The 25,280-nt window shown below is 72.4% G+C and carries 23 protein-coding genes, 1 tRNA gene and 1 pseudogene; 14 read left to right on the forward strand and 11 right to left on the reverse strand.

What is annotated here, in order from left to right:
* The 4 genes and pseudogenes from ACIBTS_RS45250 to ACIBTS_RS45265 form a co-directional block, all read right to left on the reverse strand.
* The coding region (locus ACIBTS_RS45250; RefSeq protein ID WP_399327209.1) for an ABC transporter substrate-binding protein at positions 1–1,256 on the reverse strand (1,256 nt) is incomplete at its 3' end.
* Positions 1,257–1,457: 201 nt separating this feature from the next.
* Positions 1,458–2,274, reverse strand: a pseudogene (locus ACIBTS_RS45255) (chitinase); the annotation flags it as partial.
* Positions 2,270–3,640, reverse strand: coding sequence for an ATP-binding protein (locus ACIBTS_RS45260; RefSeq protein ID WP_399327211.1), 1,371 nt, complete (start codon positions 3,638–3,640; stop codon positions 2,270–2,272). The gene ACIBTS_RS45260 and the pseudogene ACIBTS_RS45255, both read right to left, overlap by 5 nt.
* A complete protein-coding gene (locus tag ACIBTS_RS45265; protein WP_079662049.1) occupies positions 3,637–4,344 on the reverse strand; it encodes a response regulator transcription factor in 708 nt (235 codons plus the stop codon). Before ACIBTS_RS45265 ends, ACIBTS_RS45260 begins: the two co-directional genes overlap by 4 nt.
* Before the next feature lie 143 nt (positions 4,345–4,487).
* Here ACIBTS_RS45265 and ACIBTS_RS45270 point away from each other — a divergent pair, with 143 nt between their 5' ends.
* Positions 4,488–5,012, forward strand: coding sequence for a hypothetical protein (locus ACIBTS_RS45270; protein ID WP_399327213.1), 525 nt, complete (start codon positions 4,488–4,490; stop codon positions 5,010–5,012).
* Positions 5,013–5,039: 27 nt separating this feature from the next.
* Here the strand turns inward: ACIBTS_RS45270 and ACIBTS_RS45275 are convergent, their stop codons facing one another.
* The gene (locus ACIBTS_RS45275; protein WP_399327215.1) at positions 5,040–5,909 is read right to left on the reverse strand and encodes a spermidine synthase; all 870 of its coding nucleotides are present in this window, start codon (positions 5,907–5,909) and stop codon (positions 5,040–5,042) included.
* 447 nt (positions 5,910–6,356) lie between these two features.
* Complete coding sequence (locus ACIBTS_RS45280; protein WP_319674820.1) at positions 6,357–6,746, reverse strand: hypothetical protein; 390 nt, start codon at positions 6,744–6,746, stop codon at positions 6,357–6,359.
* A gap of 371 nt (positions 6,747–7,117) precedes the next feature.
* Here ACIBTS_RS45280 and ACIBTS_RS45285 point away from each other — a divergent pair, with 371 nt between their 5' ends.
* The gene (locus ACIBTS_RS45285) at positions 7,118–8,578 is read left to right on the forward strand and encodes a hypothetical protein (RefSeq protein WP_399327217.1); all 1,461 of its coding nucleotides are present in this window, start codon (positions 7,118–7,120) and stop codon (positions 8,576–8,578) included.
* A 27-nt stretch (positions 8,579–8,605) separates the two neighbouring features.
* Here the strand turns inward: ACIBTS_RS45285 and ACIBTS_RS45290 are convergent, their stop codons facing one another.
* On the reverse strand, positions 8,606–9,199 hold the full coding sequence (locus tag ACIBTS_RS45290; protein WP_079662045.1) for a histidine phosphatase family protein: 594 nt from the start codon (positions 9,197–9,199) through the stop codon (positions 8,606–8,608).
* A 226-nt stretch (positions 9,200–9,425) separates the two neighbouring features.
* On the opposite strand from ACIBTS_RS45290, the gene ACIBTS_RS45295 reads away from it, so the two are divergent.
* The 7 genes from ACIBTS_RS45295 to ACIBTS_RS45325 all read left to right on the forward strand — a co-directional run bounded on the left by ACIBTS_RS45295 (position 9,426) and on the right by ACIBTS_RS45325 (position 15,665).
* Complete coding sequence (locus tag ACIBTS_RS45295) at positions 9,426–10,379, forward strand: phosphatase PAP2 family protein (protein ID WP_319674822.1); 954 nt, start codon at positions 9,426–9,428, stop codon at positions 10,377–10,379.
* Positions 10,330–11,451, forward strand: a complete 1,122-nt coding sequence (locus ACIBTS_RS45300) for a hypothetical protein (protein ID WP_399327264.1) — start codon at positions 10,330–10,332, stop codon at positions 11,449–11,451. The genes ACIBTS_RS45295 and ACIBTS_RS45300 overlap by 50 nt, the downstream gene beginning before the upstream one ends.
* On the forward strand, positions 11,442–13,073 hold the full coding sequence (locus ACIBTS_RS45305) for a hypothetical protein (RefSeq protein ID WP_399327219.1): 1,632 nt from the start codon (positions 11,442–11,444) through the stop codon (positions 13,071–13,073). Before ACIBTS_RS45300 ends, ACIBTS_RS45305 begins: the two co-directional genes overlap by 10 nt.
* Entirely contained in the window at positions 13,070–14,410 is a 1,341-nt protein-coding gene (locus tag ACIBTS_RS45310) for an AAA domain-containing protein (RefSeq protein ID WP_399327221.1), read from the forward strand. Before ACIBTS_RS45305 ends, ACIBTS_RS45310 begins: the two co-directional genes overlap by 4 nt.
* Before the next feature lie 117 nt (positions 14,411–14,527).
* Positions 14,528–14,896: a hypothetical protein gene (locus tag ACIBTS_RS45315; RefSeq protein ID WP_319674825.1), complete on the forward strand. Its 369-nt coding sequence runs from the start codon at positions 14,528–14,530 to the stop codon at positions 14,894–14,896.
* 117 nt (positions 14,897–15,013) lie between these two features.
* Positions 15,014–15,601, forward strand: a complete 588-nt coding sequence (locus ACIBTS_RS45320; protein ID WP_319342118.1) for a bifunctional DNA primase/polymerase — start codon at positions 15,014–15,016, stop codon at positions 15,599–15,601.
* Positions 15,592–15,665: transfer RNA gene (locus ACIBTS_RS45325), tRNA-Lys, on the forward strand. Before ACIBTS_RS45320 ends, ACIBTS_RS45325 begins: the two co-directional genes overlap by 10 nt.
* Before the next feature lie 135 nt (positions 15,666–15,800).
* Here the strand turns inward: ACIBTS_RS45325 and ACIBTS_RS45330 are convergent.
* Positions 15,801–17,099: a M6 family metalloprotease domain-containing protein gene (locus tag ACIBTS_RS45330; protein WP_399327223.1), complete on the reverse strand. Its 1,299-nt coding sequence runs from the start codon at positions 17,097–17,099 to the stop codon at positions 15,801–15,803.
* Positions 17,100–17,415: 316 nt separating this feature from the next.
* Between ACIBTS_RS45330 and ACIBTS_RS45335 the strand changes: the two genes are divergently transcribed.
* Positions 17,416–19,320 (forward strand): putative bifunctional diguanylate cyclase/phosphodiesterase, encoded by a 1,905-nt coding sequence (locus ACIBTS_RS45335; protein ID WP_399327224.1) that lies wholly within the window; start codon positions 17,416–17,418, stop codon positions 19,318–19,320.
* Here ACIBTS_RS45335 and ACIBTS_RS45340 read toward each other — a convergent pair.
* From ACIBTS_RS45340 to ACIBTS_RS45350, 3 genes are all read right to left on the reverse strand, one after another.
* The gene (locus ACIBTS_RS45340) at positions 19,299–20,423 is read right to left on the reverse strand and encodes an LLM class flavin-dependent oxidoreductase (RefSeq protein ID WP_399327226.1); all 1,125 of its coding nucleotides are present in this window, start codon (positions 20,421–20,423) and stop codon (positions 19,299–19,301) included. The two genes, ACIBTS_RS45335 and ACIBTS_RS45340, sit on opposite strands and share 22 nt — an antisense overlap.
* Positions 20,424–20,711: 288 nt before the next feature.
* Positions 20,712–21,482, reverse strand: coding sequence for an aspartate/glutamate racemase family protein (locus ACIBTS_RS45345; RefSeq protein WP_399327228.1), 771 nt, complete (start codon positions 21,480–21,482; stop codon positions 20,712–20,714).
* Positions 21,479–21,757 (reverse strand): hypothetical protein, encoded by a 279-nt coding sequence (locus ACIBTS_RS45350; RefSeq protein WP_399327230.1) that lies wholly within the window; start codon positions 21,755–21,757, stop codon positions 21,479–21,481. The genes ACIBTS_RS45345 and ACIBTS_RS45350 overlap by 4 nt, the downstream gene beginning before the upstream one ends.
* A 115-nt stretch (positions 21,758–21,872) precedes the next feature.
* Between ACIBTS_RS45350 and ACIBTS_RS45355 the strand changes: the two genes are divergently transcribed.
* The 4 genes from ACIBTS_RS45355 to ehuD all read left to right on the forward strand — a co-directional run bounded on the left by ACIBTS_RS45355 (position 21,873) and on the right by ehuD (position 25,279).
* The gene (locus ACIBTS_RS45355) at positions 21,873–22,865 is read left to right on the forward strand and encodes a D-2-hydroxyacid dehydrogenase (RefSeq protein WP_399327232.1); all 993 of its coding nucleotides are present in this window, start codon (positions 21,873–21,875) and stop codon (positions 22,863–22,865) included.
* Between the two features lie 121 nt (positions 22,866–22,986).
* Complete coding sequence (ehuB, locus tag ACIBTS_RS45360) at positions 22,987–23,910, forward strand: ectoine/hydroxyectoine ABC transporter substrate-binding protein EhuB (RefSeq protein ID WP_399327234.1); 924 nt, start codon at positions 22,987–22,989, stop codon at positions 23,908–23,910.
* Positions 23,907–24,629, forward strand: coding sequence for an ectoine/hydroxyectoine ABC transporter permease subunit EhuC (gene ehuC / locus ACIBTS_RS45365; RefSeq protein WP_399327236.1), 723 nt, complete (start codon positions 23,907–23,909; stop codon positions 24,627–24,629). Before ehuB ends, ehuC begins: the two co-directional genes overlap by 4 nt.
* A complete protein-coding gene (gene ehuD, locus ACIBTS_RS45370; RefSeq protein WP_334579617.1) occupies positions 24,629–25,279 on the forward strand; it encodes an ectoine/hydroxyectoine ABC transporter permease subunit EhuD in 651 nt (216 codons plus the stop codon). The genes ehuC and ehuD overlap by 1 nt, the downstream gene beginning before the upstream one ends.
* Position 25,280: the final 1 nt, after the last annotated feature.

Consider the following 25,280-nt stretch of genomic DNA (forward strand, 5'->3'; position numbering starts at 1 on the left):
TCGCGGACGAACTTCTGCAGCGCGGGCTGCATCACCGTGGAGGTGAAGTCCGGCCGGCTGTCGCGGTCCATGAACTGCGTCAGGTGCTTGGCGCCACTGATCATCGCGTACGCCTTCTTCTGCAGCGCGGAGTACGAGGAGGTGTCGGCCTTGGAGGAGGCGGCCACCACGCTCGGGTCGGCCTTGAGGTAGATCGCCTCGGCCGCCGGGGTGCCCAGGAACTCCAGCAGCTTGACGGCGGCCGCCTTGTTCTTCGGGGCCTTGGAGAGCATGAAGCCGTCGGTGGGCGCCTCGACCGTCTCCTGGCCGTACGTCGGGTCGATCTCCGGGAAGGCGAAGAAGTCGAGGTCGTCGGCGTCGGCCTTGTCGGTGAACTGCTGCGCCACGAAGGTGCCCAGCAGGTACATGCCGGCCTTCTTGGAGACGAGGGTCTGGGCGGCGTCCTGCCAGGTGCGGCCGACGGCGCCGTCCTGGTGGTAGGGGAGGATCTCGGCCCAGTGGTCGAAGGTCTTGCGGACCTTGGCGTCGGTCCAGGAGGCCTTGCCCGCCATCAGCTCCACGTGGAAGTCGTAGCCGTTGGTGCGGAAGTTGATCTGGTCGAAGGTGCCGAGCGCGGGCCAGGCGTCCTTGTCGCCGAACGCGATCGGGACGAGCCCGTCCTTCTTCATCTGCTTGCAGAGCGCGACCAGCTGGTCCCAGGTGGTGGGCACGGTGTACCCGTGCTGCTGGAACACGCTCTTCCGGTAGAAGAGCGCCCAGGGGTACGTGTACAGCGGCACGAAGTAGTACTTGCCGTCCTCGCCCTTGCTGAGCGCCTTCATCGCGTCGGGGAAGTTGCCGCCGATGGTCTGCCACACGTCGTCGATGGGGGTGGCGAGCTTCTTGGCCGCGAAGAACTGCATGCGGTAGCCAGCGAACCAGTTGAACACGTCGTCCGGGGTGCCCTGGAGGTAGGAGTTGATCTGCTCCTGGAACGTGTTGTGGTCCTTGGTGTTCACATCGACCGTGATCCCGGACTGCTTCTTGAACGCCGCGTAGATCTCGGCGAAGGCGTTCTTCGGGACGGCGTCGGAGGCGTTGGAGCCGAGGGTGACCGTCTTCGAGTCGGTCGCCGTGCCGCTGCCGCCGCAGGCCGACAGCAGGGGTATGCCGGCGCCCAGGGCGGCCGCGGCGCCCATGCCGCGCAGTACCGAGCGGCGACTCGCCGAGGGCAGCGAGGGGAGGGCGAGGCGGCCGGAGGGGGTGAGGTGGTGCATGAACGGCTCCTGACGCGAGGTTCGGCCATGAGGTTGGCTGAAAACTGATCTCAATCGACCAGAAATCAACTTGACCGAACACTGGGTGGCGCAATAACAGCCGTATGTCCCGTCATGCGTCAAGAGCCGCTGACCTCATTTGTCGAAACGTAATCGACACGCCTTGATCACCCATTGATCACATACGCTGGCGCTCCTTGATCACCGCCTCGGTTGCTCCCTTGATCGTTTTCTTGATCGTTTGAGGGCGGCAAAGGCTTCCGAGAACGCGGAGTCGGCCTGGAGGACGGAGCTACAGGTGGCGTCGGCGTAGTTCCTGGCCCCACCCGGGCACTGCTTGTCGCGGGTCGCCGACCACATCGACAGCCGGCCGAGACCCTTCGACTTCGCGAAAGCGACGAGCTGGGTGGCGTCCTCGACCTTGAAGACCTCGGACCTGACGTCGTTCACACCGATCGCCGGGGTGACCGCGACCGCCTTCCAGGCGGCGCTGCCACTGCGCCCCAACACACTCTTGACCTGGGCATGAGTAGCGGTGGCGGCCTGTTCGGCGTACTACCCGTGTCACCGCTGCAGGCCGGACCGTAGTCCATGGCCATGACGTTGACAGTGGCCGCCTTCACACCGTTGGCCTTGGCAGCGGAGAGCAAACTCACACCGCCCTGGGTCATGCCCATCGGGCATGACGGGGAGCGTGGTCCACGACCTTCCCGTACGCCGTCGCCAACGCGTCCGCCGAGGAGCAGGTGGTGGCGAGCTCTGCGCCAAAGGCTCCGCCGAAGGAGAGCCAGACGTCGCCGCGCTTCGCCCTGAGCGCCCCGATCTGTGCGGCCACCCCGTCGCTCCCGACGTCGGTCACCCCGCCCCACTTCGGCGTGCAGCCGCCGCCGTCGGTGACGAACGCGAGGGTGCACTCCTTCAGACCAGTCGCGCTCGCGCTCGCGAGGAGGTCGAAGGCGGGGTAGAGGGAGGTGTCGACGTAGGGGGCGAACTCCGCTCCCCCTCTCCGCGCGTCACCTCACCACCGCCCGTCTCCGCTTCCGCACAGCCCCCCGATGCCCCTTGCGCACCGGCTCCCGCCCGCCCAGCTGGATCCAGACGCGTATCTCCGTGCCGCCCAGCACCGATGAGCCGATACGGACGTCGCCGCCTGTCGACTCGGCGAGTCTGCGGACTATGTCCAGGCCCAGGCCGGTCGAGCCGGTGGCGCCCGAGCCACGGCCGCGGGCCATCGCCGACTCGGGGTCGGGTATGCCGGGCCCCGCGTCCGAGACCAGGACGATCACCGCGTCCTCGCCGTTGTGGACGTCGACCGCGAAGGCGGTGCCCTCCGGGGTGTGCCGGAACACGTTGCCGAGGAGGGCGTCCAGGGCGGCGGCCAGCTCGGTGCGGGCCACGGGTATGCGGACCGGGCGGTCGACGCCGGCCGTGCGCACCTTGCGGCCCTCGTCCTCCGCGAGCGCCGACCAGAACGCCATCCGCTCCCGGACCACCTCCGCCGCGTCACAGCCGGCGCCCGGACCGAGGGCCGTCGTCTGCGGTTTCGCCTCCCGTGCCGTACGGATGATGGTGTCCACCTCGCGCTCCAACTGGGCGACCGCCGTCCTGGTCTGCTCGGCCGCCGGGGAGTCGCCGAGGGAGGCCGCGTTGAGCCGGAGCACGGTGAGCGGGGTACGCAGGCGGTGCGACAGGTCGGCCGCCAACTCCCGCTCGTTCGCCAGCAGTTGGACCACCTGGTCGGCCATGGCGTTGAACGCCACCGCTGCCAGGCGCAGTTCGTCCGGACCCTCCTCCGGGACCCTCGCCCCCAGCTTTCCCTCCCCCAACTCGTGTGCGCCCTCGACCAGGCGCCTCGCCGGCTGCACCATCCGTACGCCCAGCCGGTCGGCGACCGCGACCGAGCCGACGACCAGCGCGACCCCGACGGCCGCGAGCACCGCCCAGGCCGTGCCGACGCCGTTGCTCACCTCTGACTCGGGGACGTACACCTCGATCACCGCCGTCCCCAGGCTCAGCGCGACGGGCTGGAGCAGCGCGGAACCCCCGGGGACCTCGGCGGTGGAGACGCGGCCCAGTTTCCGTACGGCCGCGATGTCGGGGTCGGCGGCGCGCTGCCGGCCGAGGTCGACGGCGACCCGGCCGTCGCTCGCCGGCAGGTGCACGGCCATGCCGTCGTCGGAACCGGCCGAGGCGACGACCCGCTCCAGCTGGTCGCGGTCGGTCGTGATGGACAGCGCCGGGACCACGACCGCGGCCTCCCGCTCCGCGTTGGAGAACGCGCGGTCGCGGGCCATCTCCTTGATGACGAGTCCGAGCGGGACCGCGAAGGCGACGACGACCATCGTGGTGACCGCCAGACAGACCTTGACCAGCGCCCACCTCATAGTGCCGGCTCCGCTTCCCCCGGGGGTTCGAGCTTCACGCCGACGCCCCGCAGGGTGTGCAGATAGCGCGGCCGGGCCGCCGTCTCGCCCAGTTTGCGGCGCAGCCACGACAGATGGACGTCGATGGTCTGGTCGTCGCCGTAGGACTGCTGCCACACCTCGGCCAGCAGCTCCCGGCGCGGGACGACGACCCCCGGCCGGCCCGCGAGGAAGGCCAGCAGGTCGAACTCGCGGCGGGTGAGCTCGAGCCGTACGCCGTCCAACTCGGCCTGGCGGCGCAGCGGGTCGACGGTCAGGCCGCCGACCCGCAGGACGGCGGAGGGCGGGGGCTCCCCGGCGCCGGGCCGGGCCCGCCGCAGCACCGCCGCCATCCGGGCCGACAGGTGCTCCACCGAGAACGGCTTCGTCAGATAGTCGTCCGCGCCCGCGTTGAGCAGCCGCACGATCTCCGTCTCGTCGTCGCGCGCGGTGGCGATGATGACCGGCACGTCCGTGATGCCGCGCAGCATCTTCAGGGCCTCGGAGCCGTCCAGATCGGGCAGTCCGAGGTCGAGGACGACCACGTCGAAGCGGAAATGCGCGACCTCGCGCAGCGCCTCCAGCGCCGTGCCGACGCTGCGCACCGTGTGCGAGGCGTCGGTCAGCTGCCGGATGAGCGCCGAGCGTACGAACTGGTCGTCCTCGACCACGAGCACACTTGCCATGCGCCGCAACCTACGCCATACCGCCGAGCCCCATCCGGGCCTGTGGACAACCAAACGATTGTGGACAACCGGTGAGGCGGCCGGGCGTGGTGGAGGGGACATCTGTGCGACACGGGTGAGGCGCGTGGGGCAAGATGGCCGCGATGCGCAGAGGACTCGTACACCTGCTGGCCTGGGCGCTCGCCACGGGCGCGGCGGTCACGCTGTCGTGGTGGGGCGTCCACACGGTGATGGCGGGGACGGCCTACGACCCGCCGCGCGCCCTGCCGCTGACGGCGGGCGAGGCGACCACCCAGGACGCGAAACCCCTGACGACACCGACGCCGAGCCGGCCGCCGTCCCGCTCACCGAGTCCGTCCAGCGCGTCCCCGACGCCCAGCCGCACCTCCCCCGCGCCCGCACCGACGACCCCCACGAACACGAAGCCGTCCTCCCCCATCCCCGCCGGCACGGTCAAGAGCTACGACACCGACGGCGGCCGGGTCGTCTTCGACCTCGGCACGACCTCCGCGACGCTCGTCTCGGCGACCCCGGGCGCGGGCTGGTCGATGCAGGTATGGAAGACGGAGTCATGGATCCGGGTGGAGTTCAGCTCCGGCGCGGACCGCGTCTCGGTGTTCTGCACCTGGCACGACGGCCCACCGCACGTCGAGGTGGGCACGTACTAGACGACTGCCGCCGATCCGCTTGTTCCGCTAGCGGAACACCGACGGCGGCGGGGCCGGGGACGCGACCGCCGACGCGTCCGCGACCGGCATCGCCCCGCCGGTGAAGTCGATGAGGGTGCGGCCGTGCTCGACCCGCCCGGGGTGCGGGTCGGAGGCGGCCCGGCGGGTCAGCTCGGCGATCGGCAGGGGCAGGTCGGAGGCGACGAGTACGGCGTTGCCGAACCGTTTGCCCCGCAGCACGGTCGGGTCGGCGACCAGCGCGAGTTCCGGGAAGCGGGCGGCGGCGGTGGCGATCTGGCCGCGCAGGTGGGCGAGCGGCGGGCCGTCGGCGAGGTTGGCGGCGTAGCGCCCGCCGGGCTTCAGCGCCCTGCGGACCTCGTCGAGGAACTCCGTCGAGGTGAGGTGGGCGGGGGTGCGGGCGGCGCTGAACACGTCGGCTATGACGAGGTCGGCCCACCCGTCGGGCACCTTGGCGAGCCCTTCGCGCGCATCGGCCGACCTGACCCTGATCCGCGCCCCCGGGTCCAACGGCAGCTCCCGGCGCACCAGTTGGACGAGGGCCGCGTCCCGTTCGACGATCTGCTGGGTGGAGCGGGGGCGGGTGGCGGCGACGTACCGGGCGAGGGTGAAGGCACCGCCGCCGAGATGCACGGCGTGCAGGGGCTTGCCGGGCGGTGCGGTGAGGTCGATGACGTGGCCGAGGCGGCGCTGGTACTCGAAGGAGAGGTGGGCGGGGTCGTCGAGGTCGACGTGCGACTGGGGGGCGCCGTCTATGAGCAGCGTCCAGGCCCGCGCCCGGTCCCGGTCGGGTATGAGCTGGGCGAGTCCGCCGTCGACGGTCTCGACGACAGCGGCTTCGGCGTCCCGCTCACGCCGGGTGTTCCTGGACTTTCCCATGACGACATTTTCGCAGCCCCCGAACACCCCCCGCGCGCCCAGCCAAGCCGCCCCCTGCGGGTTCGCCGGTGAGCAGCGGCGTTCCAACGCCGACGGCCCGCGGGTACAGCAGCAACGGCATGCGGCTTCGGCGCCGACGGCCCGCGGGTACGGCGCCGACAGCATGCGGCTTCGGCGCCGACGGCCCGCGGGTACGGCGCCGACGGCCCGCGGGTACGGCGCCGACTGCCGACTGCCTGCGGGGCAGCTGCGGCCCGGCGCGGCGGTGCCGACCGGCCGCGGCTCAGCGGCAGCTGTCTGCCGCGGCGATCACCGAGGCTGCCCCGCCCGACGCCCGCGCAGGCCGCGAGCACACCCCGCGCGCCCAGCCGCCCACCCACTCGCCGGCGGCGACGGCCCACCACGTCAGCGGTGACGGCTGTGGGTTCGGCGGGCAGTGGGTGCCGCTCAGCGGCAGCTGTCTGCTGCTTCGATCATTCGGGCTGCCTCGCCCAACGCCTGTCGCAGCACCGCCGGGTCCGTCGCGAGGTCTGCCTCGCCGGGGGGTACCAGCCAGTCCGAGCCCTTGACGGGGGGCTCGGGGGCGAGTCTCAGTCTGCGGCCGTCGGTCTGTGTGCAGGTGCTGCCCGGTACGTCCCAGGACGCCGCCGTCCCGGCCGGGACCACGAAGCCGAGGGCGCCGCCGCCGTCGTCGTGCAGGACGGGCCCCACCCCGTCCCCGGCCGACGCCCTCCGCAGGATGTCGACGGCCTCCAGCCCCTGCCGGGTCGGCACCGTCACTAGGTCGCACGCCGCCCCCGACGGCACACAAGGATCGTTGCTCTGGCTGGTCTCCATCCCGGCCTCCACCGCGCAGCCCGCCTGTAGGGCCTGTCCGGCGGATCATGCCGCAGACGCGGGGGATGCCACGCCCTCCCCCGCTCACCTGCGTCGATCAGGCGACGCTGCTTTCCTGCGACTTGATCCGCCGGACAGGCCCTGGTCCGCAAGGCTCAACGCGGCACGGCGTCAAGGGCTACGGCGGAAGTACGCCGCAAAGGATGGCAGTTCATGGCAGATCACGGATGAGATATCCCGTTTGTAGCGAAACAGCGCATGCCGGCCCGAGCACAGCAGGTACGTTCTTGCCCGCCGGGAACAAGGGTGCCACACGGACGACTCACCCCGACTCCGGCATGGTTCGACGGTTCGCACGAGAGGACCCGGCCATGGCGTCGTCAACGGTGCCCCCACCTCGGCCCGACCGGCCGGCCCGGCCCAACCTCGCCTTCCGGCAGGTGCGTGGACGGCGCTCGCCGGCCGAGTTCGCCGCGCTCGTACGGCGGGCCGCGCGCGAGATCGGCGAGCGGGTCAGCTGTGACGCGCGCTACATCGGGCGGGTCGAGGCGGGGGAGATCCGCTGCCCCAACTACGCGTACGAACGGGTGTTCCTGCACATGTTCCCCGGCCGCACGCTGACCGATCTGGGATTCGCGCCCCGCTCGTCCGTTCGCGGACGGGGGGCGCGCATCACCGAGGACGCGCCCTCCACGCACACCACAAGACCGGAGCGCACCACGAGTGACGGGCGGAACACGGGTGAGACGGGCAGGGCGCACGAGCCGTATGACACGCAGGACCCGTACGACACGCACCACAACGACGAGGAGAGCGACGTGCTGCGTCGCGCATTCATGACCGGCGGAGGCGCCACGATGGCCGCCGCCACCCTGGGCCCCCTGGGGCTCGCCCCCGACGCGTCGGCCGCGGCACGGCCCGGGCGCCGCGCGGGGACGAGCGAGGCGGGCGCCCTCGAAGAAGCGGTCCGCCGGATCCGGCTGCTGGACGACCGACACGGGGCCGACGGCCTCTACCGGCGCGCGGCCGCTCCACTGCGCGCCGCCTACGCGCTGCTGGACGCCGGGACGACCCGGCAGACCACCGCCGACCGGCTCCACTCCGGGGCAGGGGAGCTCGCCATCTCCGTGGGCTGGCTGGCCCACGACTCGGGCCGGTTCGACGACGCGCGTTCGCACTACGCGGAGGCCCTCGCCACCGCCCGGATGACCGGCGACCAGGCGCTGGAGGCGCACGCCTTCTGCAACACGGCGTTCCTCGCCCGGGACGCGGGCCGCCCCCGCGAGGCCGTCCGTGCCGCCCAGGCCGCCCAGCGCGTCGCCCGCCCGCTGGGCTCCCCCCGCCTGATGTCGCTGCTCGCGCTGCGCGAGGCGGGCGGCTGGGCGGGGCTCGCCGACCGCACCGGCTGCGAGCAGGCCCTGGTCCGCGCGCAGGCCCTCTACGACCGCGGCCCCTGTGACGACGACCCCGAGTGGATGAGCTTCTACGGCGCGGCCGAGCTGGAGGGGCTCAAGGCACAGTGCTGGTCGACGCTGGGCGACTGGCCGCGCGCGGCCCGGCATGCGGGACGGGCGGCGGAACTCCAGGACCCGCACTTCACCCGCAACATCGCGCTGTACACGGCCGAGCTGGCGGACGATCTCGCGCGCTGGGGCCACCCCGACGAGGCGGCGGTGGCCGGGATGCGCGTCCTGGACCTGCTGGACCAGGTCCAGTCGTCCCGGATCCAGACGATGCTGGCCGGAACGGCGCGGGTCCTGCTGCCGCACCGGCGGGCGGCGGGCGTCTCGACGTTCCTGGAACGGCACGCCTCGACCCCGCGGACGGTGTGAACCCCCGGCTCCCAGCCAAGGCCGTCCCTACGCGAGGTGCCCGAGGTCGTTCCAGCTCTCGATCGCCGGTTCGCCGTACGCCCAGCCCAGGACCGAAAGCGACGTCGGGTTCAGCCGGATACGGGCCGCGAAGTCCAGCGGCAGACCCAGCCAGCGTGCCCCTATGGAGCGGAGGATGTGCCCGTGGGCGAAGACCAGCACATCCCGCTCGGCCGAGCGCGCCCAGCCGACGACCTCGTCCGCGCGGGCGGTCACCTCGGCGAGGGTCTCGCCCTCGGGGACGCCGTCACGCCAGATCAGCCAGCCGGGCCGGACGGCCTGGATCTCGGCGGGCGTCAGACCCTCGTAGGCGCCGTAGTGCCACTCCATGAGGGTGTCCCAGGTCGTGGCCCGCTCGCCGAAGCCGGCGAGTTCGCACGTCTCACGCGCGCGTGCCAGCGGGCTGGTGCGTATCTCGACGTCCCTCAGACCGTCGAACGGCGCCCGGTGCAGCCGCTCGCCGAGCAGCTTGGCACCCCGCCGGCCCTCCTCCAGAAGGGGCACGTCGGTCCGGCCGGTGTGCTTGCCGGACAGCGACCACTGCGTCTGTCCGTGCCGGGCCAGCAGGATGCGCGGTGCCATAAGGGGCCTTTCCGGGGAAACCCCTGGAGGGATCAGGGGAGAAAACGGAGGCGGAACCCCTCCATCATCGCTCACCCTGAACAGGGGCAACCCGCCGGGCGATCTCAGCGTCTTTGAGAGCCGGGGCGCTCGTATAGGGCGCGTACATGCGCCGTAAAGTGGCATGTCCCGCGCCACCGGCGCCGCAGCGACGAGTACACAGCGACAAGAAGGGGCAGGCAATCGGATGCCGCAGACCGAGACACCAGGCACCGAGGCGGCCCCGCGGACACGGCTGCGCTGGTGGACCGAGCTGCCCCTGATCGTGCTGGTGTACGCCTGCTACTCGGCGGGGCGTCTGCTCGCGCGCGGCGACGTCACGACGGCGGTCGACCACGGCCTGGCGATCCTGCGCATCGAGAAGTTCCTGCACATCAACGCCGAGCACCCGCTGAACCGGCTGTTCAGAACCCAGGCGTGGATCGGCGTACCGGCCGACTTCTGGTACGCGTCGCTGCACTACGTGGTGACGCCCGCGATCCTGGTCTGGCTGTTCCGGTCCCGGGCCGTGCGCTACCGGGCCGCCCGCACCTGGCTGATGACCTCCACCTTCATGGGCCTCATCGGCTTCACCCTGCTGCCCACCTGCCCGCCCCGGCTGCTGTCGGCGGGCCACGGCTTCGTGGACACGATGGCCCAGTACAGCTCGTACGGCTGGTGGGGCGGCGAGGCGAGCGCCCCGCGCGGCATGGGCGGCATGACGAACCAGTACGCGGCCATGCCGAGCCTGCACGTCGGCTGGGCCCTGTGGTGCGGCGTGATGCTGTGGCGCCACGGCGGCACCCGCCTCGCGAAGACGGCGGGCGTCGTCTACCCGCTGGTGACGACGCTCGTGGTGATGGGCACCGCCAACCACTACTTCCTCGACGCGGTCGCGGGCGCCGCCGTGATGGGCGTCGGACTGCTGCTGACCCCGCTGGTGATGCGCGGCGCGGACCGCGCGCGGGTGTGGTTCACGGCCCGGGTCCCGCTGCTCCCGGCGGACTCTCCCGGCGCATCGGCCTCGATTGTCAGTGGCGGATGCCAGACTTCCCCGGGTGAGCGAATTCCACGGCAGCGCGAGTCACGGCTTCGGCCCGGAGCCGACCCGGGTGCCTCTCCCTCGGACGCGGGGGACGGCGCTCCGGCAGCGGCTCGCTGAGCTGCGCGGCCCGGACGTACCGGCCAAGGCGCTGGACGCCCGGGCCCTCGCGGCGCTCGCCGCCAACCCGGGCTGCAAGCGGCGCGCGATCCTCGACGGCGCCGGGGTGGACAAGGCGGCGGTGGCGGGCGCGCTGGGTTCGCCGTCGGCATTCGGACAGTCCCAGTTCGCCCTCACGCGCGGCAACGCGTTCGAGGCCAAGGTGAAGGCGGACGGCGGCGCGGAACTGCTGCGGCTGGTGCACGAGCGGCTGGACCCGGCCGCCACCCCGCCCGCCGGCGCCGCCGTGCCCGACCTGTCCGCGATCGGCCCCGAGGGCCGCACCGCGCGCACGGCGCTGGCGCTGCGCGAGGCCACCGCGGCGAGCGGCACCTGGACGCTGCTGGACCACCCGATGATCGCGCTGGACGTCGCGGGCTCCCCCGCCTTCCTGGAGCCGGACGCGGTGGTGGTGCACCCGGACGGCAGCTGGACGGTCGTGGAGATCAAGTCCTTTCCGATGCTGGACGGTTCGGCGGACCCGGCGAAGGTCGGCGCCGCCGCCCGGCAGGCCGCCGTCTACGTGCTGGCCCTGGAGGAGGTCGCCGCCCGTCTCGACCCGGCCCCGCGCGTGCGTCACCGCGTGCTCCTGGTCTGCCCCAAGGACTTCTCCAACCTGCCCACCGCCTCCGCCGTGGACGTGCGCAAGCAGCGCGCCGTCACCGCCCGCCAACTGGCCCGCCTCACCCGCATCCAGGACATCGCCGACGCCCTCCCCGCGGGCGCCTGCTTCTCCCCCGACCTGCCCGCCGAGCAGCTCACGGCCGCCGTCGAATCCATCCCGGCGACGTACGCGCCCGAGTGCCTGGCCGCCTGCGAGCTGGCCTTCCACTGCCGCGACCGCTCCCGCGCGGCCGGCGCGGTCACCTCGCTGGGCCGGTCCGTGCGCGCCGAACTCGGCGACCTGACGACCGTCGAGGACGTCCTCGCGGCGGCCCGCGGCGAGGCCGGAGACCCCACGGACCCGGCGGTGGCCGCCCTGCGCAGAGCCGCACAGCTGCGCGCCGAAGCCCTGGGGGCGATGTGTCACTGATCGCCACCCTCGCCCGCCTGGAGGCCGTCCACACCGGCCGCGCCCAGCCCACCGCCACCGTCCGCCACCGGCGCCTCTCCGAGCGGCCGCTGGTCCTGGTGCCGCTCACCACCGCCGGTGAGGCCGGCGCCCCGCTGGGCGCACTGGTCGGCACCGACCGGACCGCGCCGCGCCTGCTCGTCGTACCGCAGCCGCGCGACCGCGACCTCAGGTTCGCGTTCCTCGCCGAACTGGCCGACATCGTCCTGCCGTACATCGACGGCTACGCGGACGCCGTGGAGGCCGCCGAACGGAGCGAGACCGACCCGGAGACCGGCAAGCGCGTCAAGGTCGAGGTCGAGCTGTGCGCCGATGCGCCCCAGCTGATCGTCCCGAGCCGCGCCGGCGTCGACTTCGTCCGCCTCCTGGGCCGCTCCATGCGCTTCAGGCGTACGGCGGAACAGGACCCCGAGACGCCGTATCCGGCGCCTGCGCGCGTGCCGCTGCTCGGGCGGTGGCTGACGCACTTCGGGGAGCGGTCCCGGGTGCCGGGGTCGTCGCTGCTGCTGGCGCTGACGGAGGTGCTGGGCCGGCACTGGGCGACGGGACAGTCCAGCCTCGAGGACCAGCATCTGGGGGCGTTGCTCGCCTGGATCGCCCCTCCCCCAGTCTCGGATTCGCTCGACCGGGGGGACCCCCAGCGGGCAGAGACGGGCGCGGCGGCGGCGCTGCGGGCGGAGCTCGCGCGGGACGAGGCGGGGCAGCTGCTGTGCCCACCGGCCGGTCCGGCGACCGACCCGGCGTTCGACAACAAGCTGCTCGCCCCGGCCTTCGAGCGCTACGACCGCGCGCGCACCGCCCTGGCCGCCGCCGAGGACGGCCTGCAGGCCGACGACCGGCTGGGCGCGCTCAGCGCCGCCGAGCAGGAGATCCGCGCGCTGGTGGGCAGTCGGACGCTCCCCACCTGGGAGAAGGTCTGGGACGGCCTGGACCTGTTGCGGGCTCTGCCGGAGGGCGCGCACGTCGAGGAGCGGTGGACGCGCGACCGCTGGTCGTTCACCGGGCACCGCGACCGGGTCGTCGCCGGAGAGCCCCCGCAGCCCCGCCGCGACGACGCGGTCACCGCCGCGAACAAGCTCGCCACCCGCGAGCGCGAACAGGCCCGCCTGGAGGCCCAGGAGGCGCTGGACGACCCGCTGGTGATGGCCGGGCGGCGGCTGGCCGGGGAGGCGTTCGCGGGCGAGGTCGTCGACGTCGTCATGGCGTACAGCGAGGGCAGGCGGCCGAGCCCGCGCCCGCTGGTCACCGTGCGGACGGACGACCGGCCGCAGCTCGCGGGGCGGGCGAAGGTGTTCCGGTCGCTGGGCGGGAAGCCGCAGGCGGCGGAGTTCGTGGAGCAGGTGGAGGAGGGCCTGCTGGTGCTGCGGATCGTCGACAAGATGGGCCGCGGCAAGGAGCCCGAGGCGGGGTCCGTGCCGGAGAAGGGCGATTTGCTCTGCTTCACGCTCTTCGAACACGAACAGCGCGGCGGCGCGAAGCTGCCCGACCCGGAGGACACTCCGTGGACGCACGGCGGTCCGCCGGGTGAGGCGGCCGCCGGACCGGAAGCCGCCGACCCGATGACCCAGGAGGACCTGCTTTGACCACCGAGGCCGTCTTCGACCCCGGTGCCACCGCCGGCCGGGCCACCGACGCGATCCTGCGCGACACGCTGCACGGCACCGCGCGCGGGGTCGTCGTGGACTCCCCGCCCGGGGCCGGGAAGTCCACGCTGGTCGTGCGCGCGGCGCTCGAACTCGCCGACGCGGGGCGCTCGTTGATGGTGGTGGCGCAGACCAACGCGCAGGTCGACGATCTGGTCGTGCGGCTCGCCGAGAAGAACCCCGAGCTGCCGGTGGGTCGCCTGCACAGCAGCGACGCCGACCCGTACGACAAGGCGCTGGAGGAGCTGCCGAACGTACGGAAGTCGGCGAAGGCGGCGGAGCTGGCCGGGCTGCCGGTGGTGATCTCCACCGCCGCCAAGTGGGCGCATGTGAAGGTCGACGAGCCATGGCGGCACGCGATCGTGGACGAGGCCTACCAGATGCGGTCGGACGGGCTGCTGGCCGTGGCCGGGCTGTTCGAGCGGGCGCTGTTCGTGGGCGACCCGGGGCAGCTGGACCCGTTCTCGATCGTCGGCGGCGAGCAGTGGGCGGGCCTGTCGTACGACCCGTCGGCCTCGGCCGTCTCGACGCTCCTCGCACACAACCCCGAGCTGCCGCAGCACCGCCTCCCGGTGTCCTGGCGGCTCCCGGCGTCGGCGGCGCCGCTGGTCTCGGACGCCTTCTACCCCTACACGCCGTTCCGCAGCGGCACCGGCCACGGCGACCGCCGGCTGTCCTTCGCCGTGCCCTCGGACGGCTCGGGCGCCGACCGGGTGATCGACGAGGCGGCGGAGTCCGGCTGGGGCCTGCTGGAGCTGCCCGCCCGGCACACGCCCCGCACCGACCCGGAGGCGGTGCGGGCGGTCGCGACGGTCGTGCGACGCCTCCTGGACCGAGGCGGCGCGGCCACCTCCGAACGCTCGGACGCCCCCACTGCCCTGACCGCCGACCGGGTCGCCGTCGGCACGGCCCACCGCGACCAGGCGGCGGCGGTACGGGCGGCACTGGCGGAACTGGGCGTCGCGGACGTCACGGTGGACACGGCGAACCGCCTCCAGGGCATGGAGTTCGACGTCACGGTGATCCTGCACCCGCTCTCCGGCCGCCCCGACGCCACCGCATTCCACCTGGAGACGGGCCGCCTGTGCGTCCTGGCCTCCCGCCACCGGCACGCGTGCGTGGTCGTCTGCCGGGCAGGCGTGAGCGACCTCCTCGACGACTACCCGTCCACGGAACCGGTCCAGCTGGGCACCCTGGTGAAATTCCCGGACGGCTGGGAAGCGAACCACGCGGTGCTGGCGCATCTCGCGGAGCACCGGGTGGGCTGGAAGGGGTGATGCGGACGGGAACATCGAGGCGGGCGGGGGCCTTGAGAGGGCGAGGCCAGGGCCCCTTGCGCGACCGGGGGACAATGGAAGGTGGTCCGCATCCGAACCGTACGAGGAGGCCAAGACATGGCGGAGCCCACGCCGCGTCGGAACGAACAGCGGCTACGCCCCGCGCCCCTGCTCTTCGAGCCCGCCGAGGCAGCCGGTGATCCGGAGCACTTCTTCGACCTGGAGTCGATAGACGATCCGGCCGCACTGCTGGCGCGGGCGACGGAGCTGACGCTCGCGTTCCGGGCGGCGGCCGACCGGGCGGTGGAGTTCCAGGCGATGGCGGCGGCGCAGCTCGCCGATCCGCGCCGCTTCGACCGGCTGACGACGGCGGACATCGCCGAGCGCGCCGAGTGGACCGAGGACTACGCGAAGAAGATGGTCGAGTTCGGCCGGGATCTGCTGAAGGGCGACGCCGAGGGGCGGGGGCACGTCGACCCCGTGTGAGGGCAAGTACCGTCTGGCATATGCCGGGCGGGCACGATACCCCCTCCGGTCGCTGTCCGTACACGTTTCCCGCAACCCTGCGAGATCGGTCGCTCACCACCGGTAGACCTGTGCGGTATGAGCAGCCCCTGCGACGAACCCATCGGTGTCACCCCGGACGGCGCCGCCTGGCTGGCGTCCGCCGGAACGTATCCGCGCAGCACGCTCGCCCTCTGGGAGGAGCGGCCGCACGCCCCGGTGGTCCTGCCGTGCGGCTCGGTGTTCGACATCGTCAGCGCGCCGGCGATGTTCGGGCGGCTGATGCTGGACCGGCTGTGGAGCGAGGGGCCGGGCTCCGGTCCGGTGGCCGCTTTCCGCGGGCGGACGCTGTTGTTCTCGGCGCCGGGGACGGCCCAGCGGCTGCCCTCGCTGCTGGAGTGGGAGGAGTGGAGCGCCGACGGCCGGCCGGACGGCCGGGTCGGCACCGTGCCGCCGCTGCTGTGCCACGGCACCGGTGACGCGGTGACCGTGCCCGCGCTGACCCCGGCCCGCGAGGGAGCCTCGACGCGCTGGATGGTCGCCCCGGACACGCGTCAGCCGTGGCTTCCGGGGCCCGAGATCCTGCTGTGGGCGGCCGTCCGGGCGGCCCGTTCGGCCGTGCGGATATCGATTTCACCTCCCGCCGAGCAGGATGCTAAGGTCTACGACGTCAGCAGGCGCCGCTAGCTCAGTTGGTTAGAGCAGCTGACTCTTAATCAGCGGGTCCGGGGTTCGAGTCCCTGGCGGCGCACGACATCGATGGCGAGGCTTGTTCGCAGAAAGCGCGAACCAGTCTCGTCATCGCCATTTCTGCGCGGCTGCGCCGCGCGCTGTGGGGGCTCCGCCACCCACGCCCCCTTCACCGTCAGCTGTTGTGGCCGCCCGCTTACAGGGCTGCCCTCGGTGTGATCCGCACCGTCCACTCCCCCGACTCCGTGCGCCCTTCCACGTCCACCCGTACGCCGTCGCCCGGCACGGTGAAGCTTTCGCCGAGGGCGACCGGGGCGTCCGCGAGGGGTGGGTACACGGAGTTCTCCCAGCAGGCCTCGGTACTCGGGTGGGCGTCGATCACCTCGACGGGGCCACGGCCGGAGCGGGCGTCGCCGCTGACGCGGTAGACGAGGATGCCGGAGCGGCAGGCCGCGCCGTCGACGCCCACCGGGCCGCGCGCCTCGAAGGCGAGCACGCTGTGGGGGCCGGTGCGCACGACCGCGAGTTTGACGCCGTGGCCGAGTCCGAAGGCCGGCGCCCCGGAGGCGCGGGCGACCGGCACGCCCGGTCCGGCCCCGAGGGGTTCCAGGGTCAGCCGGGTCGGTCCGGGGCCCCGTACGCACACCACCTGGCGTGGATCCAGCCAGCCCAGCTTCCACTTGTGCCAGGCCAACAGGTCGGGGGCGAGGCCGAACTGGCTGCCCATCAGGTCCCAGTCGCCGACGTAGGTGTCCCAGTCGCCCTTGCCGTCGGCGGGGCGGTGGTAGAGGTCGGGCAGGTCGAAGACGTGGCCGGTCTCATGGGCGAGGACGAGACGGTCCGGGGGATGCTTCTCGAAGACCGTGACGATGCGGCCGATGTCCGTGCCGTCGGCCGTCAGCGGGGTGTCCAGGTTGACGACCTTCGTCGCGTCCGAGTCGACGCCGGGCGCGTCCGGGTCGGCCACGAAGTAGACGACGTCGTAGCGGGAGAAGTCGACCTGGGGGTCGGCGGCGGCCAGCGCGTCGTGCAGGTAGGCGGCCCGGCTCTCGGCCCGCCAGTCGCGCTGTATGGCGTAGGCGGTGGACGGCTTCGGCATGCGGATCCAGCGCTTCAGCGGGTGCGGGCGCAGGGTGAACCTGCCGTAGGACGCCTCCTGGTAGAAGCGGCTGGTGTCCGGGAAGTGGTCGGCGGCCAGTTCGGCGGGGGAGGTCGTGGGGCGCCGGTCGGGGAAGGACAGGAAGACCATCACCGCGTCGAGGGAGCGGACGGGACGGGGGTAGGCGGTGTTCCAGGTGTCCACGCCCTCGGAGTGGTGGGCGGCGGTGCGGGGCAGCGCGCAGGGGGCCACGGAGAGGGGTTCGGCGACGGAGGGGCCGCTGACCAGGGAGGTCGCGGCGAGCGCCGAGAGGGTGGTGAACACGGCCGTGGTACTGCGCAGTCGAGGGCGCGGGAGCGGCGGGAACGGTCGCGGACGTCGCGGCAGTCGCGGCACTTCAGACCTCCGGGGGCGGTTCACGGGACACCGCCATCCAGCCTGTGTGAATTTGTAGTACTACGCCCTGTTTGTCTGCCCCAGACGAGTGAGGCGGCGGAAAGCGGGCATCACCCCGACACCCCCGGAATTCTCACGGAACGTCACAAGCGGTCGCCCGACCGCAGAACCGGGCCAGGTGCGGGCAGAAACGATCTGTCAGAAGGGTGGGTTGTTCCGGGACACTGGGCAGTGGCTGCGCGGGTCCGGGGGCAGCCTCTATGATCGGCAGACTTTCCTGCACGGACAGAGATCGAGTGCACTGCGGGAGCGAGCGGTGAGCGGAACGTCCGAAGGGCCGACGCCCGCGGCAGACCTCGACCGGTCAGCCGTCACAGAGAGTGAAATCAACAGTACGGACAGCGGGCCCCGGGTCCACCGGCCTCCGGCCTACCGTTCCGTCTTCGCGGCAGCACCCCTCGCCATGGCCGTGGTCGACCGCGAGGGTCTCATCGTCGACGCCAACGACGCGCTCGGCGCGCTGCTCGGCGACGCCGCGGGCCTGGTCGGGCGGGTCGCCTCCGACCTGCTGGACCTGGCCTCCGACGCCCGTACCTGGCACGCCTACCGCGAGGTGCTGCGCGGCCGGCAGGCGAAACTGCGCTGCACCCGGCGGCTGAAACAGCCCGACGGGCGCTCGCTGTGGGCGCAGGTCACCGTCTCCCCGCTGGACGCGGACACGCCCGGCGTGCTGCTGTCGGTCGCCGACGTCAGCGCGCACCGTGACCTCCAGGCACGGCTGAGGCACCTGCAGATGCACGACCCGGTGACCCGGCTGCCCAACCGCACCCTGTTCTTCGAGCGGGTCTCGGCCGCGCTGGAGTCGGAGGCGTACGAGCAGAGCGGGACCGGCCGGATCGGCCTGTGCTACCTGGACCTGGACGGCTTCAAGGCCGTCAACGACACCCTCGGTCACCGGGTCGGCGACCGGCTGCTGGCCGCCGTGGCCGACCGGCTGACGGCGTGTGCCGAGGAGGCCGGGCGGACCAGGCCGAGCGTGCCGCTGGTGGCCCGGCTGGGCGGCGACGAGTTCGCGCTGCTCGTGGAGGACTCCACCGGCACCGAACAGCTCGCCGATCTCGCCGAGTCCGTGCTGAAGACGCTCCAGGCCCCCTTCGACCTGGCCGGACACCGGCTGAACGTCTCCGCGTCGATCGGGGTCGTGGAGCGGCACGCGGCCGGCACCACCGCGACCGGGCTGATGCAGGCCGCCGATACGACCCTGTACTGGGCGAAGGTGGACGGCAAGGACCGCTGGACGCTGTTCGACCCCGAGCGCAACGCACATCTGATGACCCGCCAGGCGCTGGCGTCCACGCTCCGGCCGGCCATCGAGCGCGGCGAGTTCCGCCTCGACTACCAGCCGCTGGTCGGCATGTCGGACGGCCGGCTGCACGGGGTGGAGGCCCTGGTCCGCTGGGATCACCCCCGGTTCGGTCTGCTGCCGCCGAATCGGTTCGTCGCGCTGGCCGAGGAGGACGGCTCGATCGTGCCGCTGGGCCGATGGATTCTGGCCACCGCGTGCCGCCAGGCGCGGCAGTGGCAGCTGGACAACCCGGACGAGCCGCCGCTGGTGGTCAGCGTCAATGTGGCGGTGCGTCAGGTGTGGGACTCCGACCTGGTGGCGGACGTCGCGGAAGTCCTCGCCGAGACCGGGCTCGCCCCGCATCTGCTGCAGCTGGAGCTCACCGAGTCGGCCGTGATGGGCTCGGCGGGGCGGCCGTTGCAGGCGTTGCAGGCGCTCAGCGACATGGGCGTGGGCATCGCCATCGACGACTTCGGCACCGGCTACTCCAACCTCGCCTACCTGAGCCGGCTGCCGGTGTCGGTGCTGAAGCTCGACGGCTCCTTCGTACGCGGCTTCCAGTACGAGGGCTCGGGCGCCGCGCCGAACCCGGCCGACGAGGTCGTCGTCGAGGCGATGATCGACCTCGCCCACCGGCTCGGGCTGACCGTCACCGCCGAGTGCGTGGAGACCTCGGCGCAGGCGACCCGGCTGCGCAGCATCGGCTGCGACACCGGGCAGGGCTGGCTGTACTCCCGTCCGGTGTCGCCGGATCGTATCTCCGAGCTGCTGGGGACCGAGTCCGGCACCGGGTCCGGCACCGGGTCGGGCACCGAATCCGGAACCGTGCCGGGCACCGAGTCCGGCACCGAGTCCTACGCGGTCGGCAACCCGTAGGCGTCGGCGATCAGTTCGTAGGAGCGCAGGCGCAGCTCGCCGCGGTGGGCGTGGCTGGTGAGCATCAACTCGTCGGCGCCGGTGCGCTTGTGGAGGTCGTCGAGGCCGGTGCGGACCTCGTCGGCCGTGCCCTGGATGATGTTCGCGGTCCAGGAGTCGACGAACTCCCGTTCCAGAGGGCTGAATTCATGCGCCTCCGCCTCCTCCGGGGAGGGGAACAGACCGGGGCGGCCGCCGCGCAGCCGGACCATGTTGAGGCCCATGGCCAGGGTCTGCCGGCGGGCCTCGCGCTCGTCGTCGGCGGCGAGCACGGAGACGCCGATCAGCGCGTACGGCTCGGCGAGCACCGCGGACGGCCGGAACGACTCCCGGTACAGATCGAGGGCCGGGACGGTGTTCTGCGCGGAGAAGTGGTGCGCGAAGGCGAAGGGCAGACCGAGCATTCCGGCCAGGCGGGCGCTGAAGCCGGAGGAGCCGAGCAGCCAGATCGGCGGCCGGTGCGCCGACTGCACCCCGCCGGGCGCGGTGCCCTGGACGGGGCCGGGGATCGCGTGGATCCGGCGGTAGGGGTGGCCGTCGGGGAAGTCGTCGTCCAGGAAGCGGGTGAGCTCGGCGAGCTGCTCGGGGAAGTCGTCGGCGCCCTCGTGCAGCCGCTCGGTGCGGCGCAGGGCGGCGGCCGTCGCACCGTCGGTGCCCGGCGCGCGGCCGAGGCCGAGGTCGACGCGGCCCGGCGCGAGCGCCTCCAGGGTGCCGAACTGCTCGGCGATGACGAGGGGCGCGTGGTTGGGCAGCATGACGCCGCCCGAGCCGAGCCGGATGCGGTCGGTGTGGGCGGCGAGGTGGGCGAGGATCACCGCTGGCGAGGAGGAGGCGACGCCCGGCATCGAGTGGTGCTCGGCGACCCAGTAGCGCAGAAAGCCACGCGATTCGGTGAACCGCGCCAGCTCGACGCTGGTGCGCAGCGCGTCGGTGGCGGTACGACCGGAGCCGACGGTGACCAGGTCCAGTACCGACAGGGGGGTCGGGGCACTGCCCAGTACCGCGCCTCGGATCTCGTCTACCGCCACGGGTTCCTCCTGTTGTCGATCGTGGGCCGTCCTCATCGCGCTAACAGGAGGGTGTCCCCGTTTATTCCGGGAGGCCCGAGGAGACGACGAAATCCTCCCCGCCGTAGACGGACTCGTAGTGAACGGTGATCACCAGGCGGCCACGCCGTCTGTGACGACGCGGGCCCCAGCCCGGCGTCGACCACCTGGAACCCGGGCCGGAGCGACTGCCGGTTGTGCACACGGGCGGCCTTGCCCTGGCTGTAGCCGACCCACAGCGAACCGAGCGCGACGACCGTCGCCGCGACGGCCATGACCGTTTCCGCCTGCACGCCCGCCCCCGGTTCACACCTGCACGATCGGCTCCCGGGTGAAGAGGATGCCCAGGCCCGGCGCGTTCACGCGTCGGTCGGCGAGGCGTAGGGCCTCCCAGACCGTGACCTGGTTGGCGGTGAGTACCGGTTTGCCGAGTTCCTTCTCCAGGCGGGGGAGGTGGGCGGCCGTGTGCAGGGCGGCGTCGGGGAGCAGGACCGCGTCGGCGTCGGGGGTGTCGGCCTGTCGGGCGAGGGCGAGGACCTGGGACTCGTCCCAGGTGCCGACCTCGGCCGCCGTGCTGGTCCCGGCGCTGCTCAGGGCCGTCACCTCCACGCCCCCCGCCCGCAGGAACCCGGCGAACAGCCCGGCCACGTCGTCCGGGTACGTCGCCCCGACGGCGACCCGCCGGGCGCCGATCTCCCGGGCCGCGTGCACGAAGGCGAACGAGGTGGAGGAGGCCGGCATCCCGGCCATCGTGGCCAGCGTGCGCACCTGTTCCTGGGCGCCCTCCCAGCCGTGCACGAAGCCGCCGCTGGTGCAGGCCCACACGATCGCCTCGGCGCCCGCGAGCCGCAGTTGCCCGACGCCGTCGGCCAGCCGCTCGGGCGCTCCCTCCCCCAAACTCTCGACTGCGCTCGAGCCCGGGGGGACCCCCCTCCGCAGCACGTCGACCCGGTGCGCGGCCTCTCCGATGTCGGTGTGGACCAGGTCCAGCCGGATGTCGCTGCCCAGGAGCTGCTCGATACGGGGGTAGTCGTCCTCGGCCGAGTGGCCCGGGTAGAGGAAACCGAGTGCGGTCATGTCCAGCCTTCCTGCTGCTGCTCTTCTTCCGGCAGTACCGGGGGTTCCCGCAGTACGGGCGGTTCCCGCAGTACGGGCGGTTCCCGCAGTACGGGGGACCACGCGCGCCGATGCGTCCAGCAGCGCTCGAACGGTCCCACCGCTCGGGTACCCAGTCGGCGCAGCGCCGCCCACATGATCACCTGGTTGGCCGAGATGACCGGTATGCACAGTTCGGCCTCCGGTCGGGGGATGCCGTCGCAGGCCGCGTCGGCCGGCCTGGGATCCGGGGACAACGAGCCGTGGGCCCGGCCTTGTTGACGACGGTGGGTTCGGGTGCGAACGTGGTCAATCCGTGCACGTCAGACACGTGGTCACCAGCGACGAAGACCCGGAGGGAGGCGGCACCGGATGACCGTCGTCCCCGCCTCCGCCTCCACCGCCGCCTCCAGTGCCGCGTCTCTGCCCACCCTGCTCGTCCTGGACGCCGAGCCGCTGCCCCGGCTCGGGCGGCTCACCGGGCGGGCCCGGGTGCTGCACACCGACGAGGCCTCGCTCGCCGCGCGCCTCCCGACGGCGGACGTCCTGCTGGTGTGGGACTTCACCTCGCACGCCGTGCGCGCCGCCTGGCCCGGCCAGGGGCCCCGGCCGCGCTGGGTGCACACGGCGAGCGCGGGCGTGGACCACCTGATGTGCCCCGAACTGGCCGCGTCGGACACGGTGGTGACGAACGCCCGCGGGGTGTTCGACCAGCCGATCGCCGAGTACGTCGCCGCGCTGGTCCTGGCGATGGCGAAGGACCTGCCGCGCACATGGGAGCTCCAGCAGCGCGGCGAGTGGCGGCACCGGGAGAGCCGACGTGTCGCCGGAACGCGGGCCGTCGTCGTCGGGTCGGGGCCGATCGGGCGGGAGATCGCCCGCGTGCTGAAGGCGCTCGGCATGACCACGGCCGTCGTCGGCCGGGTCCCGCGCACCGGCATCCACGGCCCGGACGACCTGAACCGGCTCCTCGCCCGCGCCGACTGGGTCATCGCCGCCGCCCCGCTCACCGAGCAGACGCGCGGCATGTTCGACACCCCGCTGTTCGGCGTGATGCAGCCCTCGGCCTGCTTCGTGAACGTCGGCCGCGGGCAACTGGTCGTCGAGGACGCACTGGTGCGGGCGCTTCAGCGGCGGTGGATCGCGGGCGCGGCGCTGGACGTCCTCAATACCGAGCCGCTCGCTCCCGACAGTCCGCTCTGGCAGGTGCCGGGACTGCTGATCTCGCCGCACATGAGCGGTGACACGGTCGGCTGGCGGGACGAGCTCGGCGCGCAGTTCGTGGAGTTGTTCGAACGGTGGGCGGCCGGCCGGCCGCTGAAGAACGTGGTCGACAAGCAGCGCGGATACGTTCCCGGACACTGACGTCCCCGCTCTCGGAAGAGCGGAAGCAAATCCCGGGCCACGCCGCAGGTGATGGCCGCGGCCGGAAACGGGGCTCAAAGCGGGCTGCATAAGTCGCATGGTCCGGGGTAGCCGCGCCGCCATGGCTCCACCACTGGAACATCGCGAACGCGAACGCATACCTGGGACCACACGCCGGTCGCTGCTCGCGGGGGTAGCGGCGGTCGGCGTGCTGGGCGCCGCCGGCTGCTCCCGTGTGGCGACCGCGTCGACCGCGAACGGCGGCGACCTGCTCGACCGGCTGAAGGCGGCCGGTGTCGTCCGGCTGGGCATCGCGGGTGAGGTCCCGTTCGGGTACATCGACAAGGACGGTGAGCTGACCGGCGAGGCGCCGGAGCTGGCCAGGGTCATCTTCAAGCGGCTGGGCGTGGAAAAGGTCCAGGCCGTGCCCACCGAGTTCGGGTCGCTCATCCCGGGGCTGAACTCACAGCAGTTCGATGTCGTGGCCGCCGGGATGTACGTCACCCCCGAGCGCTGCGCGCAAGTCCTGTTCGCCGACCCCGACTACCAGATGCTCGACTCGTTCGTGGTGCGCAAAGGCAACCCCAAGGGGCTGAACACCTATCAGGACGTCGTGAAGAAGAAGGCCAAGTTCGCCACCGGCACCGGGTACGCGCAGATCCAGCACGCGGTGGCGGCCGGCTACAAGGAGAGCGACATCCTGATCGTGCCCGACCAGGTCGCCGGGCTGAACGCCGTGGAGGCCGGGCGGGTCGACGTGTTCGCCGGCACGGCCGTGACCACCCGCGACGTGGTGAAGAAGTCCCGCAAGACCGAGGCGACCAAGCCCTTCGCGGCCGTGATCGACGGCAAGCCGACCGTCGACGGCGGCGCCTTCGCCTTCCGGCTCACCGAGACCCGGCTGCGGGACGCCTTCAACGTCGAGCTGCACAAGCTGAAGAAGAGCGGCGAGCTGGCCCGCGTCCTGAAGCCGTTCGGCTTCACCGAGGCCGAGATGACCGGCCTGACCGCGAAGCAGCTGTGCGGCGGGGGGACGGCGCCATGACCACCGGGCTCTGGGAACTCGTCCTCAAGGGGATCTGGACCACCGTCCAGTTGCTGGTCCTCAGCGCGCTGCTGGCCGCGGCCGTGTCCTTCGTGGCCGGTGTCGCGCGCACCCACCGGCTGTGGATCGTGCGCTTCCTCGCCGGGTTCTACACCGAGGTGTTCCGCGGGACCTCGGCGCTGGTGATGATCTTCTGGGTGTTCTTCGTGCTGCCCCCGGCCTTCGGCTGGCAGCTGGTGCCGATGTGGGCGGGCACCCTGGCGCTCGGCCTGACCTACGGGGCGTACGGCTCGGAGATCGTGCGCGGCGCGCTGAAGGCCGTCGACCCGGCGCAGCAGGAGGGCGGGATCGCGCTCAGCTTCACGCCCTGGCAGCGGATGCGGCTGATCCTGCTGCCGCAGGCGGTGCCGGAGATGATCCCGCCGTTCTCCAACCTGCTGATCGAGCTGCTCAAGGGCACCGCCCTGGTGTCGGTCATGGGCATGGGCGATCTGGCGTTCAGCGGGAACCTGGTGCGGCTCGCACTGCAGGAGAGCGCGGAGATCTACACGTATCTGCTGCTCATCTACTTCGTGATCGCCTTCCTGCTGACGCGGGTGATGCGAGGGCTCGAGAAGCGGCTGAAGGCGGGCGTCGGGAAGGCGCCCACGCGCAAGGTCGTCACGGAACCCGGGCCGGTCAGCGCCGGGGTGGGCGTCGGAGTCGGAGGAGGTTCCTGATGACATGGGACTGGGGCGCGGTCGCCGATTTCATGCCGCACTTCTGGGACGGGCTGCTGGTCACCCTGCAGGCCCTCGCCCTCGGCTCGCTGATCTCCTTCGCCCTCGGGCTGGTCTGGGCGCTGCTGATGCGCACGCCCACACGCTGGGTGCGCTGGCCGGTCGGCGTGGTCACGGAGTTCGTGCGCAACACCCCGCTGCTGGTGCAGCTGTTCTTCCTCTTCTATGTGCTGCCCGAATGGGGTCTGACCTTCTCCGCGCTGACGACCGGCGTCTTCGCGATCGGCCTGCACTACTCGACGTACACGATGCAGGTCTACCGGGCCGGCATCGAGGGGGTGCCCGCCGGGCAGTGGGAGGCGGCGACGGCGCTGAACCTGCCGGCCGGCCGGACCTGGCGGGTGGTGATCCTGCCGCAGGCGATCCGAAGGGTCGTCCCGGCGCTCGGCAACTACGTCATCGCGATGCTCAAGGACACGCCGCTGCTGATGGCGATCACCGTCCTCGACATGCTCGGGCAGGCGCGGCTCTTCTCCCAGGAGCACTTCCAGTTCACCGAGCCCCTGACCGTGATCGGCGTGGCCTTCATCCTCATCTCCTACCTGGCCTCCCTTCTTCTGCGAGCCCTGGAGCGACGTCTTGTCCACTGAC

Origin of the sequence: Streptomyces sp. NPDC050121, from assembly GCF_044460385.1 — a bacterium.
In the GTDB taxonomy this organism is placed as follows: domain Bacteria; phylum Actinomycetota; class Actinomycetes; order Streptomycetales; family Streptomycetaceae; genus Streptomyces; species Streptomyces soliscabiei.